16 protein-coding genes are annotated in these 17,041 nt (G+C 35.3%); 5 read left to right on the plus strand and 11 right to left on the minus strand.

Annotated features, from left to right (window positions below; all coding sequences use genetic code 11):
* Positions 1-105 precede the first annotated feature (105 nt).
* A complete protein-coding gene (locus H6G44_RS07965) occupies positions 106-1,767 on the minus strand; it encodes a GTPase (protein WP_190385960.1) in 1,662 nt (553 codons plus the stop codon).
* Between the two features lie 21 nt (positions 1,768-1,788).
* Positions 1,789-3,798 carry a GTPase gene (locus H6G44_RS07970; RefSeq protein ID WP_190385961.1) on the minus strand — a complete coding sequence of 670 codons (2,010 nt, stop codon included), beginning with the start codon at positions 3,796-3,798 and terminating at the stop codon, positions 1,789-1,791.
* Between the two features lie 507 nt (positions 3,799-4,305).
* On the opposite strand from H6G44_RS07970, the gene H6G44_RS07975 reads away from it, so the two are divergent.
* Positions 4,306-4,494, plus strand: coding sequence for a hypothetical protein (locus H6G44_RS07975; protein WP_035368660.1), 189 nt, complete (start codon positions 4,306-4,308; stop codon positions 4,492-4,494).
* A 15-nt stretch (positions 4,495-4,509) separates the two neighbouring features.
* Here H6G44_RS07975 and H6G44_RS07980 read toward each other — a convergent pair whose 3' ends face one another.
* A complete protein-coding gene (locus tag H6G44_RS07980; RefSeq protein ID WP_190385962.1) occupies positions 4,510-4,740 on the minus strand; it encodes a type II toxin-antitoxin system HicB family antitoxin in 231 nt (76 codons plus the stop codon).
* The gene (locus H6G44_RS07985) at positions 4,737-4,976 is read right to left on the minus strand and encodes a type II toxin-antitoxin system HicA family toxin (RefSeq protein WP_028085463.1); all 240 of its coding nucleotides are present in this window, start codon (positions 4,974-4,976) and stop codon (positions 4,737-4,739) included. The genes H6G44_RS07980 and H6G44_RS07985 overlap by 4 nt, the downstream gene beginning before the upstream one ends.
* A 316-nt stretch (positions 4,977-5,292) precedes the next feature.
* Between H6G44_RS07985 and H6G44_RS07990 the strand changes: the two genes are divergently transcribed.
* On the plus strand, positions 5,293-5,562 hold the full coding sequence (locus H6G44_RS07990; RefSeq protein WP_190385963.1) for a hypothetical protein: 270 nt from the start codon (positions 5,293-5,295) through the stop codon (positions 5,560-5,562).
* A 160-nt stretch (positions 5,563-5,722) separates the two neighbouring features.
* Here the strand turns inward: H6G44_RS07990 and H6G44_RS07995 are convergent, their stop codons facing one another.
* The 6 genes from H6G44_RS07995 to H6G44_RS08020 all read right to left on the minus strand — a co-directional run bounded on the left by H6G44_RS07995 (position 5,723) and on the right by H6G44_RS08020 (position 10,586).
* On the minus strand, positions 5,723-6,916 hold the full coding sequence (locus H6G44_RS07995; protein WP_190385964.1) for a hypothetical protein: 1,194 nt from the start codon (positions 6,914-6,916) through the stop codon (positions 5,723-5,725).
* A gap of 80 nt (positions 6,917-6,996) precedes the next feature.
* Positions 6,997-7,431: a helix-turn-helix domain-containing protein gene (locus H6G44_RS08000; protein WP_190385965.1), complete on the minus strand. Its 435-nt coding sequence runs from the start codon at positions 7,429-7,431 to the stop codon at positions 6,997-6,999.
* 75 nt (positions 7,432-7,506) lie between these two features.
* Positions 7,507-7,947 (minus strand): DUF6932 family protein, encoded by a 441-nt coding sequence (locus H6G44_RS08005; protein ID WP_168635219.1) that lies wholly within the window; start codon positions 7,945-7,947, stop codon positions 7,507-7,509.
* 199 nt (positions 7,948-8,146) lie between these two features.
* A complete protein-coding gene (locus H6G44_RS08010) occupies positions 8,147-8,497 on the minus strand; it encodes a DUF1257 domain-containing protein (protein WP_015081375.1) in 351 nt (116 codons plus the stop codon).
* Positions 8,498-8,638: 141 nt separating this feature from the next.
* The gene (gene ycf46 / locus H6G44_RS08015) at positions 8,639-10,150 is read right to left on the minus strand and encodes a stress-responsive protein Ycf46 (RefSeq protein ID WP_190385966.1); all 1,512 of its coding nucleotides are present in this window, start codon (positions 10,148-10,150) and stop codon (positions 8,639-8,641) included.
* 88 nt (positions 10,151-10,238) lie between these two features.
* The gene (locus H6G44_RS08020; RefSeq protein ID WP_190385967.1) at positions 10,239-10,586 is read right to left on the minus strand and encodes a hypothetical protein; all 348 of its coding nucleotides are present in this window, start codon (positions 10,584-10,586) and stop codon (positions 10,239-10,241) included.
* A 341-nt stretch (positions 10,587-10,927) separates the two neighbouring features.
* On the opposite strand from H6G44_RS08020, the gene H6G44_RS08025 reads away from it, so the two are divergent.
* The 3 genes from H6G44_RS08025 to H6G44_RS08035 all read left to right on the plus strand — a co-directional run bounded on the left by H6G44_RS08025 (position 10,928) and on the right by H6G44_RS08035 (position 16,740).
* Positions 10,928-13,516, plus strand: coding sequence for a VWD domain-containing protein (locus H6G44_RS08025; protein ID WP_190385968.1), 2,589 nt, complete (start codon positions 10,928-10,930; stop codon positions 13,514-13,516).
* 273 nt (positions 13,517-13,789) lie between these two features.
* The gene (locus H6G44_RS08030; RefSeq protein WP_190385969.1) at positions 13,790-14,281 is read left to right on the plus strand and encodes a hypothetical protein; all 492 of its coding nucleotides are present in this window, start codon (positions 13,790-13,792) and stop codon (positions 14,279-14,281) included.
* A 194-nt stretch (positions 14,282-14,475) separates the two neighbouring features.
* Entirely contained in the window at positions 14,476-16,740 is a 2,265-nt protein-coding gene (locus H6G44_RS08035) for a hypothetical protein (RefSeq protein WP_242031683.1), read from the plus strand.
* 16 nt (positions 16,741-16,756) lie between these two features.
* Here the strand turns inward: H6G44_RS08035 and H6G44_RS08040 are convergent, their stop codons facing one another.
* Complete coding sequence (locus H6G44_RS08040; RefSeq protein WP_190385971.1) at positions 16,757-16,948, minus strand: hypothetical protein; 192 nt, start codon at positions 16,946-16,948, stop codon at positions 16,757-16,759.
* Positions 16,949-17,041 lie beyond the last annotated feature (93 nt).

Here is a 17,041-nt window from a genome sequence, read left to right on the forward strand (position 1 = left end):
CAGGATATCCAGGATTTAAGGATTTACAGGATGTTTAAAGATACCCAACTTCTTTGATTAATTTTATCATGTTATAGATGAATTATTTGAGAAGTCGGGGATATACTACTTGATTAATTGTTTAATCTCCTGCTTGATCTCCTGGCGTTTATTCTCAATTTGAGTTAATATCTCATGTTTAGATTGGTCAGAATCCCTCAATTCTTGCTGATTATTTTCAATATTATTTAATTCCTCATCATAAAAACTTATAGCTTCTTCAATGTTTAATTCATACTTTTCTACCATTTCTTCGGCTACCTTTCTAAACTCTTCTCTTACCTGGTTTCTAGCATTACGTAGCTGACGTTGATTTTCTTGATCATCGTATTCTTCTTTTGCTGTCATAGCTGCATCAAATAAGACACCAGCACCAGCAATAAATGGTCCTAAACCTTTAATGAACTTAGCGCCATTAACAGCACCCCAAGGTTTAAATTTAAAACCCAGAAATTTTCCTATATTATAAACTAAATCTCTGGATACTTTGGATGATAATTTTCCAAGTTCTTGCAGGATTTTACCACCTTGTTTTTCTAATATTGATTTTCCAAATTTATCAGCAATATTTGGATCATTAATCCTCTTACCATCTACTAAATTAATAGTTATTTCCCTAGCAATAGTTTTACCTAATGGAGAGTTTTGCAGTTCTTCTAATTTATTTTGTAGATTTATTAATTCCTCTTGTAAATGAGCTTGAATTTTTCCTATTATCTTCTCTGACAAAGTGGTAATTTCCTTTGTGACTTTTTCTATTTCTACTTCAATTTCTTCCTTCGTATGGTGTCCATCAATCATACTAGCTATTTTTTCACTTAGCATGATCACTTCATGTTTAAGTTTAGCTAATTCAGAACGATAAGCGTTTCTCGCTCTAGTTTGAGATGCTTGTATTATATTTTTTTTGCGTCGTAATATCTCTAATAAATCACGAGTTGTTTTATCACCTGTACTTAAAAAGTTTAGTGATTTCTCCAGAGTATCAACAGCACGATATAAAGGAGTCACTAATTTAGCGGAAAGTTCATTTTTTTGAATTAGCTTTTGCAGAGAATCAAGAAAATCATGAAAATTAGATTTAGTTTGTAAAGATTGCTGATATTTGATATATTTAGGGTCTTGAGATTTGAGGTAGGAATCAGCATCAATAAAACAGGTGTAAAATTGTTGAGGATAAAATGGTTCTATAACTTGTGTAATTGTTAATAATAAATCTTGGGGACTTCCTGATTCACGACTCATTTTATTAACTACTAGCACCATTTGGCCAACTCTCTGCATTTGGTTAGCTACTTTTTGGAAAAATGCTGCACCTTGGGGGTTAAATAATTCATTGGGAACGACAAACACTAATAAATCACATTTATAAATTCTTTCTGAAGTAATACCATCATGTTGTTTATTACCTGCATAAATTCCTGGCGTATCTAATAGTAATACATCTTGCCAAGCATACTCTGTAACTTTATCAGTACATATTTCTGCACTAATTCTCACGCTTTCATCTCCAGTTAAGGCTTTAATTAAGGTAGATTTACCAGCATTGTACTGTCCAATAAAAGCAATAGATAGTTTTTTCTGTTGTTGATATTCTTCCCAGAAGTCTTGAAAATTATCAACTAATTTTTTAACTTCATCTTCTGTCCGATTTTTTAGAATATCTATTGTTTGTTGGCAAAGTTGGTTAACTTTCTGGGATTTAGCATTAAATTGAAAACTTGACATTGTTTTATTCTCCTGATGTAATTATTTTAATTTATCAAAATCTTCTTGCATTTGTTTGTTTATTTTTGCAATTTCATGGCAACTATCATCTAATTTTTGAATTATTTCCGATAATCCCTGAATATATATTTTCATTTGAGAAACCACTTTATTCTCATATTCAATTACATTCTTAAAAAATGAATCTTCATAGGCTTTTATTGTGATATCTCTTTTTTGTTTTACCTGTTTTTTCAGTGAATCTTTTTCTTTTGCAATATCCTTTTTATAATTTTTATCCTCATCTGCTTTTTTCCTGTCACCAGCAACACTCATACCTATACTAGCAACAGTAGCAACTATCCCTGCTCCAACAACCCACCCTCCTGGATTCCACCAATTTGCTGCTACAAAAAGTGCTGCACCCACAGCACCAATACCTACACCAACCCGTTTTATTAACTTTCCTGTATCATCTTTGGTGATGTTACTAAAATTCATTGCCATGTCAATCTGAATATTCTTCAGATCATATTCATATTCCTGTTCAAATTCCTTGAGTTTTTCTCCTAAATCTGAAAATATTGCCTCTATGCAAGATTTCATAGTTTCTTCAATATTTTTTTCATTAACTATTTTCTTCCATTCTCTCTGTCTTCCATTGATATCCATATCTGAATATTGATCAACAAAACTACCTATTTGATTTTCTATCAGATCATATAAAGAGTTACATTTATCTTTAATTTTTCTATCACCTTCTTTTTCAATTTCTGCAAATATCTTTTCGATTTCTCTTTGCTTCTGTTCCAGAAAGTTTAATTGAACAGATAACTGAGATTTTGCAGCAGCTAATTTTTGATTAATTGAATTTATAAAATATTCCAAGCTATCAGCGAAAGTTGATAAGCGTAAATTTTTACCATGAGTATAAATTTGATAGGCAATTAAAGAATATAATTCTTCTATTTTACTCAATTCCCAAAGTTGACTACTATACTCTTGATATTCTGCTTGCGTACTTAAAAAACCAGATTGAGCATGAATAGGAACTATATCTACATTATCTAAATTCAAATATTCTTGAATGTGACTTTGAATATGATTTTTATGTTGTGATAACCTATCTTCATCAAATACCATTTCTGGAATATCAAGGAACATTTCTAAATCTTCTAAGTTATTAGCAATATCATGTTTAACATTGAGAATTACAGCAAAGTATTTATTTTTAAGTTGTAATTCTGCCATTGCTTTAAATTCACCAGGTTGCACAGAATCATCACTGGTTAAAAACAAAATGATATCAGATTGATCAATGATTTCATTAGCTTTTTGTGTATCATCATCACCTTTATAAGCCTCAATTCCAGGTGTATCTAGTAACCGTAAACCTTCCCAAGAATATTCTTTTACATCTCTGGTTGTACGTTGTGAACCTTTGCCAATTGTACTACCATTACCGCGAGTTAGTGTTTCTCGTAAGGTACTTTTACCTGCTTTAGTTCTGCCAAATAAAGCAACTGTAAAATCTTTGAGATGTTCTTTTTTCTTATGTAAGGAAATAACTAAATCTTTTACACTATTTTCAGATAATGTTTTAATATCTAACTGTATTTGTTTTAATGTAGTTGCCAATTGGAATTTATCAGCACCTTTTTTATTTAAAATCTCATAATTGATTGCTATAATATAGCTATTAAGTTTTTTGATAGCTGATTCTATTTTATGTGCATAGATTGAACTACGATTATAGGCGGAGTTAGCTGTTTCTGAGCATTTTCTTAATGCCTCTTCAAATTCAGTTTGAGATACTTTACCTTTTGGGATTTCTACTTGATCATTAGATGTATTTCTGTTATTTTTAGATTTGTTTGATTGAGAATAATCATAGTTATTTTGTGGATATAAATCAAAATTATGATACCAATTTGGATCAAAAGTTTTGATTTGTTTTCCGTAAATTTTTACAGTTTTAATGGATGTTAATTTGAAATTGGCTATTTCTCTCATGATAACTGGTAACAGTTGATCTTTTTTTGTAACTGCCACTGACTCCAGGGCTATTTTGAGACAATCATTTTTAACAGAGACTTTGGCAATAATGCCGTCAAAGGTTAAGGATTGATTAAGACAATGAGCGATCGCTTCTGTATCAATTTTCATAAACCAGCATCTTTTTTACACAGCATCATTATAAATCAACTGAGTAAGCATTATACTAAACCTAACCCATCTAAACCAGTATTTGTTAAATATATTTACATTAATCAGGATGATTTTAATAACATATTTTTCATACCTACTCAAGTCACAACTTTTCTTAAATCCTGTAAATCCTCAAATCCTGGACATCCTGATATGGCTACGCCACGCTTCGCTATCAGACAATTATTTATTTTAATTTGTAATTAACCAGGACTTACGCAAAAAGAACCGAATTTGGGGTAATTCATGAATTACCCCTACCCAAGAATAAGGTGTTCAGCCACATCTTACGTAAGTCCTATTAACTACTAAAATATTAATACTATGAACTTGTTATCTCCCTAGCACCCCATGACTACCATTAAAGAAAAACTCATTGCGTCAATTGAAAACGCACCAGAACCTATTCTGGAAAAAACCCTCGACTATCTTGAATATCTCAAAACTAAAATAACTGCCTCTACTATTAAATCAAGCAGTATTCCCATAAAAGATGGAGAACCGATATTACGCGGATCTAAAGCCAAAGATTTACTATAATTACCGAAACTTAAACTAGGCAACCTGTAACGGTTGTGTAGGAAGCATTCTAGGTTCTGGTAATGCTTTATTCTCCTCAGTCAGCATCTCCACAAAAGTTTCAATCACTTCCTGACCATTTCTCGCAGCTTCTTCATAAGTTCTACCATGAGTATGAAACTCCTGCCAGGGAAATTCAGGTAAGTGAACTAAAAAAAGTTGATCCTCTTGTGACCATTGAATCACCATACTGTAATGATAAGTCATTCTTCACCTTCTTGATTTTCTTGCTTGTTCAATTCTTCAAGTTTTTTCAGCACCCGCTGAATGTTTTTTTCTAAATATAACGGAGCATCATCTCCATCTTTTCCCGGTATGGTTAAGGGTTCTTCCGGTAATAAAGGATGTTTCCAGTAAGTATGACTTCCTTTACCTCTACCTGCTTGAAGGAGATACCCAACTTTTGCTACTATTGCCTTCAGTTCTCTTATTTTCTTCGGCATTTCTCATGATCACACTCCCAGTTTATATTTTATGCTATTTCTGTACAACATAATCATTGTCTGATAGCGAAGCGTGGCGTAGCCATATCAGGATATCCAGGATTTAAGGATTTACAGGATGATGATAAGATTAACATGATAGATTATAATCCAGATCATCTTGTTCGATTATTCGACCAATAAATTCTCAAATTTACCTAGTGTCTATCAGTTCTCACATTCTACCAAAATTATCAATGACTAAGATAATCAAATCAAAAAATCCTGTACATCCTCTAATCCTGGACATCCTGATTCTGACAAATAATAATAATAAATGACCACAATTAAACAACTGCTAATTGCAGCCATTGAAAACGCACCAGAACCTATTCTGGAACAAACCCTCGACTATCTTGAATATCTCAAAACTAAAATAAATGCTTCTGCTATTAAATCAAGCAGTATTCCTGTAAAAGATGGAGAACCAATATTACGCGGATCTAAAGCCAAAGATTTGCTAAAATTTGCTGGAACTTGGCAAGGTGAGGACTTTGAAAAATGTCTCCAGCTTATTTACGATACGCGCTCCGAAGCTAAATTTTGATCTATCTTATAGACACTAATCACTGTAGACGCACTACAGTATAAGTAATTCGTTGTTTGCGTTAAATCAGTTAGTTATTAGCAAATTCTGCAAAAGAATCATTTTTAATTTATTTAGTTCCCTGTCGCACTGCTTTTGTAGAAATATACAATTCGCTTAGTTAATTCCAAGGAGAAATAATTTCAGTAATTATATCAGAATATTGAATTTCTGTTTCCAAGTTATGCTTATTTTTTAAATGTTCAATTATACTATTACAGTTATTTTTTGCATCCTCTGGTGATTCACCAAATGTAACAATATCTTCTGTACTATTGATAACCCATTTTAGAATGGTTTCATCAGGGTAAATATCTTTATCCAAATTTAAAACTGGTTCTTTTATAGAAACTGGTTCTTTTATAATAAGTCTATAGAGATAGATAGGCTTTCGGGAGGATACATTATAATTATTGCTACTTTCAATAAAATTATTTCTTATATATTTTAGTTTATCAAATAAATCACTAGAAATAACTCTATTCATTATATAGAATTCACTAAAACTTAATTCCTCTTTAAACTTATCTAATATCTCTTCATAATCATTAAAAAACTCATTCTGTAACTTTCCTAAATTATTATTTAAATAACGTTTTGATAAATAGTAGCTTGTGAATATACCAAAAATAGAAGTTGTTAAGATGGCAATTTTAACAATTATTAAAGTTCTTTGATATTGAGGTTTATACTCAGTTTCATTAACATGAGTTTTCTTAACTGTAATATGTTCATCTAATTCAATTAAGAAACGTTCAATATAATTAGAACATTGTTGTAATTCATTTGAATATTTGGAGATTATATCAATATCTTTTTCATCATAAATGCCTATCTTATTCAATGCTGTCTCATAGGCTTTAGAAGTGAGCAGATCATTTTTGTAGATTTTTATATAATTGATATTTTCTTTAATTGAAGTAAATAATAAATAAAGATTAATAAACTGTAATGATTTTACTTGTGAATCAATAGAGTTTCTAAATAGAACAGATATTTCTCTCTTTTCTTTATCATCTGCTAATTTTTTTAAAAATCCATTAGTACAGAAACCTCCTACAATTGTAAATAAAAAGGCAATGTTAGAGTTATTTTTAGCCCAACATTGAATTGAAGGCCAACAAATATAAATAATCTCAAAAAGAAAGCCAGATGCTATAAAAATAAAACTTGAGATTAAAATTCCTGGAGGATTTTCATTATATTGAGGAATTTTAACAGAAAATATAGATTTTAATATCAGTATTCCAGCAATTGAAAATCCAATAATTGCTGGTAAAACTTCTGTAATGCTGTGGAAATTATTAACAACCATGATTAAATAATTTAAGTAAAAATTAATTGAAAGTAGTTTATTATTTTTGTTGATAAATAGAGTCTCATTACTTGAGAAAGTTATTTAAAAATTACTTCCTCTCTAATCTCAATATCCAAAGCACGTTGAACTTTCAAAATTTTTGTGAAACTAGAATTAGCATATTCATTAGCCTCATCACGTTGCACCTGTTGTTCCTTCACATTTAAAAGTTCTGCTAATTGTCCCTGAGTTAAACCACGAAAAATCCGTGCTTTAATAAGTGCTTCTGGTAATTCTTCTAAAGACTTACATTCCAACCTATCTATTTTCCTTGATTTGAGGTTTTCATATTCCTCCACTTGTTCTAATAGTTCTTCTATTTCACCATTAAGTGAACCTAGATATGATTGATGTCGTAACTTTTCATTTTCATTATCTTGTGGGGGTACTTTTTTTTCCAGATTTTCTACTGCTAATTGAAATTTTTTAATCTGAGCTTTAGTAATCATATATTGGCGTTCATTTAAAATCATAGTCAACTTCCTTTTTTACTCTTAATTTTGGTGATAATATTACCCAAGTTAGAGTAATATTCTTTGGTTAATTTTCTACAAATCTATTGCAATTATCCCTCTATGATTAAGATTATTGTCTTTTTGAAAATATTCAATAAAAGTTTCATAATCATTGGCATAAAGATAAGCTTGAAAAATTTCACCTCCATAAGTCTTTTTTTGTGCTGATCTTTTATTTCTGCCAGCATCAAATAAATTTATATCTAAAGATTGTAAGATTTTAAAATCTACACCCTTATCATCCCATAGAAGGTCAAAATCGTTTGGATAGATTTTTCTAGTCACAAAACTACCACCAATATAAATTCGACTACATCCTGCTTGTTTTAATATTTCACTAACTCTTTTCATACCTTCCAAAAGCTGTTGACGACGTTCATTAAAAGCTAGAACATCTTTGATTTCCTCCCAGGTGGAAAGATGAATACCAGCAGGTAAGTTTCCATTTTGCTCGAACTTTGGTACAGTGTACATAAGCGTTCCTTATTAATTAAATTGTACATAAGCGTTCCTGTTTCCTTGGTTTTCTTTATTGGTTTTCTTTACTAGTTTAATGATAACACAATTTTTTTGTTGTGTTTACTCTGATGGAAAATTTACCCATAAAAAAAGCGGGCTAACCGCTTATTAGAAGGTTAACCCGTTTCACTTTGGGAACGCGCTACAGAAATTGTTACTGCAATACCAACTTAACGTTAGCGTTTTGCAGACCGCGCTGTTTTACTTCAGCCAAAGTCTTGTTAACGGCATATTTTTGATTAATAGAGTTAATCAACTCGGTCTGGTTGTGCTTCTTAGCAACACCCCATAAGTCAGCAATGAGGTCAAAAGAACCGTCACTGTTACGAGACCAACCTAGATCGTACTCGCCTTCCAATACAGCAACGATGTCGGAACGGAGACGCTGACCATTATAACCACGGACATCAGCTTCAGTCTTAACGCTGATACCTAAGTCGCGCAAAGAAGACTTGAGAATTTCGGCATCGGTGATCTTGGTACGCAGAGTGCTAAAGTGAGACATTTGGGTTTCCTCCAATAAGAAGATTGATGAGAAAAACGACAACGGTTCTTTTTCAGCGAAGCCGCATTAATTGGGAACGGCTTTTTTCTAACTGTTAGCCTTGTGACTAACCTTTCCCCCTGATATAGCAGAGGAAAGCTTTTAAAACTCCATGCGCTGATATTCAGCAACAGAGGAGGCTGCGGGTCTAGCACGCTGTCTGGCCCAGTCCCTTAAGGCTGTGACCTGTTCTTGCATCGTTCGTGACAGCGGCAAAGTAGACTTCAATGCAGCAATAATATCTAATTGGGTGAACTCCCGATCTTGGGCGAAGGCTTCATACATAGCCGCCACGACCGCCTGTTCAATTTCTGCCCCCGAAAAGCCATCGGACATTTTTGCTAGTTGTCCTAAATCAAATCTAGCAATATCTTCCCGGCGTTTGGTCAGGTGAATACCGAAGATATCCTGACGTTCTTCCGGTGTGGGCAGATCCACAAAGAATATTTCATCAAAGCGACCTTTCCTCAAAAACTCTCCAGGTAAGCGTTCTACACGGTTAGCAGTCGCCATGACAAACACTGGAGATTTCTTTTCTTGCATCCAAGTTAGGAAAGAGCCGAAAATTCTATTTGATGTCCCCCCATCAGAATCGCCAGAACCACCACTACCCGCAAAGGATTTATCCAACTCGTCGATAAACAGAATCGTGGGGGAAATTGATTCTGCCGTTTTCAGGGCGTTTCGTAGGTTAGCCTCACTACGACCCACCATTGAGCCGTCGTAGACCCGCCCCATATCTAATCTCAGAATTGGTAAACCCCATAAACGGGAGGTAGTTTTAGCAATTAGCGATTTACCACAACCGGGAACACCGAGAATTAACATTCCTTTAGGTTGGGGTAAACCATATTCTCTAGCCCTTTCTGTAAAGGCGTTGGAGCGTTGGGTAAGCCAGGTTTTTAACTCTTCCAAACCACCCACGGCATCAATGGTTTCATCTTCTTCGAGGTACTCCAAGATACCGTTACGGCGGATAAGTTGTTTTTTCTCGGATAAAACGATATTAACTTCATTTTCCGTCAATTGCCCCGTTGTTACCTGTGCTTTACGGTATACTTTCTCAGCTTCATCTTTAGTTAGACCTAAAGCGGCTCTGAGCAGCTTTTCTCGCGCCTCGGTTGTCAGCCGTCGTCCCCGATTTTGCTCTTGATGGGCAGTTAAAACTTTATTTAACTCAGCCATGTCAGGCAATTGAAAATCTAAAACAACAACTTCTTTTTCTAGTTCGATGGGAACTTGTTGCACAGGAGACATTAAAATAATGTTCTTTTGCATTCCTTTAAAACTAGCGATCGCGTCCCGGAGCGATCTATTTGTTGCTGGCGCATCAATAAAGGGATGTAAATCTTTAAGAATAAATATACTGGGTTCTTTTTGCCGGATAATCCAATCAATAGCTGCTTCGGGAGAAACAGTATTATGTTGAGTGGTATTCCGGGGTTGACCGTACTCGACGATACCGTGAGTTACTGTCCACACATATACTCGTCTTTGGGGTTTTATCTCTTGGGAAACTTTAAAAATTGACTGCTCTGCCCGTTCTTCCTCGGAGGTCACAAGGTAGATTAAAGGGTATTGAGCCTGAATTAAAATATTGAGCTCTTCTTTCATACTATCGACCTACTTGAGACCTTATTAGAGACAGCAATGACGGCGTGGTGTTAAGCCAGACTATAGATTAATCATTAATAATTCCTATCTAACAAGGAACTAATTCTTCCTCTCCCAAGGGAAGGGTTTCATCTTTTTCTCTACCATCAATAGATAGATGATTTTGACCGATTACTCCTGGTTGATTACCCAAGTTCACTAGTTGACTATCACGTAATACCAGTGAAGATTCACAGCTTGGGCAGGAATAAATCCGGTGAGTTCGCCCATGAGAAGACGCTTCTATTTCTTCTACTAATTCTGAGTTCGTCAGGTAGAAATTAAGTGCGCGTTCCGCAAGGTCTGACATCGGTTCTGAGTCAACAGCAGAACGAATTTTAAGTCTTCTGTGCAGTTCCGGTGATAAATATAACGTAACCTTTTGCTTAGTTTGCATACAACTTTTAGTGGTCTTACCCGGGTATGCATATCACTCTATCTGTTCTTTTTTTGGTTGTCAAGATGGTAAGCCGTTTTAATGGCTATTTTGTTACATTTCTTAATAAATAGTCATTAATCAGGATTTACATAGAAAAATAAAGAAATATTAAATACATATTAATCCGAGGACTAAACCTTGTGTTAAAAATTATTTCCTAAAAAAATTATTTCCGCAAAGATCATCTACGCTACTGGGTAGCGATTACTTTCATGTATCCGGGCGATCGCTAGTGCCAGTCTCATAAGTCTTGATCGATTAAATGTAAATGCAAACAAGTAGTTGATGGAAAGGATGTTATGACTAATCTTCTTCAGGCCACTCTCAACAAGACCTATAACCAACTGAAAAACTTTGCTGGTTTGAATGACTTCTGGAATTTGTTCGAAATAGCATTTGGTACACAATATGACCATACAGTAGTCACAAATCTCCGTTCTCAATGGCTTGTAGGTGATTTTAGTTCATTTCCGCAAATTGAAATCCTTGATAGTAGCATTCTTGGTAATGCTAATGGCGCTTATGGGACTAGCACGAATAAGATTTATCTCGCTTCTGATTTTCTTGATACAGCTACGGATATAGACATTATTGCGGTTTTGTTAGAAGAATACGGGCATTTTATTGATGCTCATATCAATCAGAAAGATAGCGCTGGTGATGAGGGAGACATTTTTTCTAACTTGGTGCGTGGTAATATTCTCAGTGCTGTGACATTACACACTTTGAACAGTGAGAATGACTGGGCAACAATTACCATAGATGGACAGAGTATTGAGGTAGAGCAGAATATCGCTTCAGTCGACTTGTCATGGTCTCAAAACCTTTTGATGGTTCAAGACAATAAAGATAACTTTCTTTATGAAAACGTAAAAACTGCATTTTCACCAGTGAGTTCACCTACATTCAGGTCTCGCTTCAAAAATGTACTCTTCGCAGCTACTTTTTCGCTAAATACGCCTTACACACCAATAGCGGGCAATCCAGGTGGTGGAGTTAACACTGTAGCACCATATACTGCTAATGTAAACGATACAGTTATTAGAACTCTTGATTCTACAGAAAAAGGGTTACTTATCCACACATCTACGAATGGACTCAATCCGAATGTATGGGAAACTGCGGATACAGCTAATTATGCTGCTGCAAGCGAATTTGCAAATGCGCTAGGAAATGCTAGTGGTGGTAACCTAGGACTAAGATATTTACTGGCAGAGGATACATTCAAGGGTACACAGTTAAACGTGGGTAGGTTATCTCGTTCTCCCTTTAGTCCTGTTAAAGTTACCTTAGTTTGGACAGGAACTCCTAGCACCACCGATACAGATGCTAACTTGACTTTTCTATTGCAAGGTATAAATTTGTACACGCCCTTTAGCACGCCATTCAATGGTGTTCCGGTCAATAATAGATTTATAGGACAAAACAGCATTGCTGGTGGTGCTGGTGTGGATTCGATTACTGGTGCTGGTGCTGTTGAATACATACAACAGATTTATTTTCCAGCCCACTTTTTCTCTTCAGCGGACACCAGTTTTAATGTTTATGTTTCTGGTTCACTGGGTTCAGTGCCAGTTACGACAGGTCAAGATTTCTCGATCTTTTTCACCTCTAGGCCTGTAGTCGGTCAAGGTCACGGCTGGGGAGATGTGCATCTTCAGACTTTTGATGGAAAACCCTATGATTTTCAAGCAGTTGGGGAGTTTATTCTTGTCAAATCTCTAACTGATGATTTTCAAGTTCAAACCCGTCAAAAGGCTTGGAATAATAGCACCACAGTTTCTGTTAATACAGCTTTTGCGATAACGATAGACGGTTACAATGTTGTTTATGACTCAGAGCTTGCAGTTGGTAAAGAACTCAAAATTGACGGAGTGACCTATAACTTAGCAAGTGGTCAAAGTGTATTTCTGAGTAGTAGCAAAATCCAGCGATCAGGTAATAACTACACATTCACTTATGCAGGTTTAGATGGTGATATCTCCACCACTGATGATAATGATGTAGTGATTGCCTTTGATAATGGAAGCTACATTGATATTAATGTCAATCCTGCTGATGATCGTGCGGGCTCGCTGCAAGGGCTTTTAGGTAATGGTGATGGTGATAGTACCAATGATTTTGCTCTGCGTAATGGCACTGACTTGGGATCTAATCCATCCGTTAAAACAATACATACAACTTATGCAGATAGTTGGCGGATTACTCAGCAAGAATCCCTTTTCGGGACACAGACATTTGCTGATCAAAGTTTTCCCGCTAATTATGTCTCCTTAAACACTTTAGCAGAAAAAAATCCCCAAGGAGTAGCAAACGCTTTCGCAACGGCACGGAAATTTGGTATTGCTGAGGGCGCTTTTTTAAATGGTGGGGTTTTCGATTTTGTGGTGACGGGGGATGAAGGCTTTCTTAAAGGAGCAAAGCAAATAGCGGACTTAGCACTTCAAGATGGAGGCATTAAAACTCCACTTGGAAGCATCCAAGGTAGTAAATGGAACGACGTTAATGGTAATGGTGACTGGGACACGGGTGAACGAGCCTTAGCTGGTTGGACAATTTACATTGATAGCGTTGCCAATGGAGGATTAGATCCTTGGGAACTTTCGACAGTTACTAACGCTAACGGTCAATATACCTTCAGCAACTTAGGACCAGGAGAATATGCCATCCGGGAAGTGAATCAAACAGGCTGGATACAAACCTCTCCTACCGCTCCCTATGCGGTCAACTTGACCGCCGGGCAAACATTGACTGGCATTAATTTTGGTGGCAATCTTCAAAGCAAAATTGATTCTAGTCTCTTTAGTAATGCTATTATCAGAGACTTAGCATCTATTGAAGTAACGGGTTTAACTGGTACTTTAGGACTCAATAACTTTACCATTTAGTAGCTTCTGATATCCTTTAGGTAAACCACTTCGTAGAGACGTTTCATGGAACGTCTCTACATTATCGTCATACTAAGAGGCAATAATTTCCATTTTTAGGCACATTTAGAACTTACCCGCAAATTACAAAATAATGAACCACAAAGGAGCGAAGATCACAAAAGAAAAAGGTTTTCAGGGATATTTTGCGAAATTCCCCACATTAACATGGTAATTTAGGTTCATAGGCAAAATTACTCTTTTCTGTTCTCCTTTTCAACCGGTTATTTTGTTATGGGTGCACCTTACGTACAAAAAATACTATGTACCACTACTTTAAGTATTGGCTTATACTTAATGCTTTGGGGGTGCATTGATAATGATTTCCAAGTTAAAGATGTAAGATGGAAGACATATAAAAATAATCGTTATGGTTTTGAGTTTCCCTACCCCAATACTTGGCAGGAATTAAAAAACCCAGACAATAGTGATGGAGTTGTGTTAGTTTTACCAAACAAGAAAAACCTAGAAATTCGCTATTATGCCAGTAAGCCCTTATTAAAATTTTCAAGGAAAACCCAAGGAAAAGTATATAATTTTCGCACTAATCAAGGGGTTTTTAGTGTCTTGACGGTAGAAGTTAGGGAAAAGGTGACTGTAATTAAGTTGACCATTACTCAAGAGAAATTAGAATATTTCTGGCAAGGACAAAGCGACAGTCAGGAATTTAAAAAGTATTATCGCCTGTTTTACTACATGGCTCAAGAGTATAAAATTAATAGGTGAAGTTTTAAGTTTTACCCGATTACACTAGCAAAATTGCGCTAAGTTTGTCAAAATTTATCATTGACAATTTTGGACAACCTTAAATTAGTAGTGCTAGTAATAGTCAAATGATCAACAAACCGCGCAAATACAGAAGAAAATCCCCTAGGCTAAACCAGCCTCCTCAAGGTGTAACGAATAAAAATGTTAAAAAAATGCCGAAACCCTCTCAACGGTATAGTTGGTTATGGTCTACCTTGACGCTAGGCCTGTTGTTAGGTATTGCTGGTGTAATTATTGGTCTTGGTTGGTTGAGTTTTCTTTATATCTTAAATCCTGCCCAGGTTATCTGGGTGAATAAATATTTACCACAAGGGGTAAAAATATCTACAGGTAAGCGAGAACGACCTCAAACACTTACCGCTATTCAACTTGATTTAACTCAAAAACAACGTCTAGCTGGTGCAACTCTGCCTTTAGATAACCAGTCAGAAGACTCTTTTTTATTACCAATTTTCCAAAAACGGACTAATTGTCAATCTCATTGTCAAAAATTGGTAGAACTGAGAATTTATCAACGTGATCAGGATTTAGAGTATAAATATCAATCAGAAAAATACTACTATTTAATTACCAAATTGCCTATTATCGGTCTATCGAAAACTTTTATAGAGTCTCCTGCTGTGACAGCCATTTCTGATTCAGACAATCAGGAAGCAATGGTACATTTACCTTTAACTAATGTAAAAACTTTTACAGATACTAATCTATCTCCAGGATTTTGGTTTTATTTGCGAGGTGAACACAAAAAAGACAATAATAATATTATCTATGGTCAAGTTTTTTATTACAATCCGACTCTGAAAAGTTTACAACAAATGTTATCATGGAAAACTGGAAATGGTCAATTACCTAAATGGCAACAGATAACGGGTAATGATACTAAAGAATTAATTATTGATCAAACGATATCTTTAGAGCCAAATTTCCAAGTTTATCAAATCAAATCTGGTCAGTTACCAGCTAATTCTATTTATTTAGAAGCAATTAATTTCCAAAAACCCGCAGTTAATGAATTTGCTTTTGAGCATTCTATATTATTGGCTAGAAATGGACTTTGGACTCCTGCTTTTACATGGTTGAAATCTTTAGAAAAACAACGTCAACAGCCTTTTTCAGGAGCAGCACAGGGACAAATAGATGTGATTCGGTTACATTCTGAATTTACGAAAGTGCAAGCTGAAAAAAGTTGGGCTAGTCCTGAAGAACAAGTAATAGTAGATATTATTGATGGTCGTTGGGAAAAAGCTTTACAGGTCTTGGAAAATTTACCTGATTATGGTCAAGAAGTTACTAATTTACTACAAACAGATAAAGGTAGAATTTGGAATCGTGCTGCTGTAGCTTTGCGACTTAATCCTAGTCGTCGCGCTGTTTTAGCTTGGGTTGCATTAATGTTTAAGGTGCACCGGGGGGAAGAAAGAACTAATTCTTGGTTGCAAGCACAACCGAATATTAACCCGGAAACACTCAAATATATTCAAGACATTTTAACCAAACTTGATGACGACAAAGCAAATCCTCGTCAAAGTCGAATTATTGGCACTGTCAAACAAATTAGTCGAATTAATCAGCAGGATTGGTTGCCAATATTCTTGCAAACTGATTTAAAAATTACTGATAATCAAGTTTGGTATCGGGTGGAAGTTAGTGCATTTCAAAATGGTACAAGCTGGTTAAATTATCCGTTTACTAATTTTCACCAATTCAAAAACCAACCTCGAAAATTTTGGCGGAAAATTTTGGGTATTAGTTCTGACCAAAGTATACAAATTATTGTCTGGAAATCTAATGGAGAACAGGAAGTTACTACTGCTACTATTAAGGCTATACAAGTGCAAGATCAGGGTTTACGGCTGTTGATTTTGGGTTCTGCTCTTCCTGAAAGCAAGGTTAATTCTTTTCAACCTCAACCTTTAGCTCTGACTGCGGATGCACTGAAATGGGTAGAACCGTCTCCGGTATCTATCAAGGCATTGTACCAACAAAAACCCCAGCTAGTAGCGTCAATGCTGCCAATTATATGGCAAAAATTACAACAGTCCGGTGATATGGTAGTCGGCGCTATTCCCAGTTTACAGGCAATTCTTGAAAAAATGGGTGATTGGCCGGTCCAGTTAACTGATGTAACTAATGACGAACAGCAGGAGATTGTCGTTACTATTTCTGCTACAGCTATAGCATCTTTAAATCAGTCCGGTATTAATTATTCAAAACAGGCAGAAAATCAAGCACTCCCCCGGACTATAATCTTTTCAGCGGATAGTAAGGTGATTTATAGTGATTTTGCCCGTGCAAACCAGCAAACGCTAATAGCGATCGCTCAACTTACCGATGATCAATCTCTAGCGTTACTGGTAGAAAAAAAACAGGGATATAGTTTGGAACTGTGGTCACAAACTCGTCAGCGATTTGAATAGTTATCAGAAAGATAGGTTATTCTTTGTCGCTAGAAGTTGCCACTTGTTCGCTTTTGAGACTTTGCAATTGCTTTAAAAGAGAATCTATTTCTGCTTGCAAGTCCATGAACTTCACTTGTTGATCGTCCCGATAGTAAGCCTTCGTTAACTTTTTAACTAAGTTAGCGTGGGATTCGCATTCGGAAACACTGGATGACATAGTAGACATAGTTGTTACCATTAAAAACTTAACTCACACCATCTAGGGATAGTATAATATATTTATCCCCATCTTTGTAAAGATATTATATAGTTTTCGTTA

This window comes from Aphanizomenon flos-aquae FACHB-1287 (assembly GCF_014698755.1).
GTDB lineage: Bacteria > Cyanobacteriota > Cyanobacteriia > Cyanobacteriales > Nostocaceae > Dolichospermum > Dolichospermum flosaquae.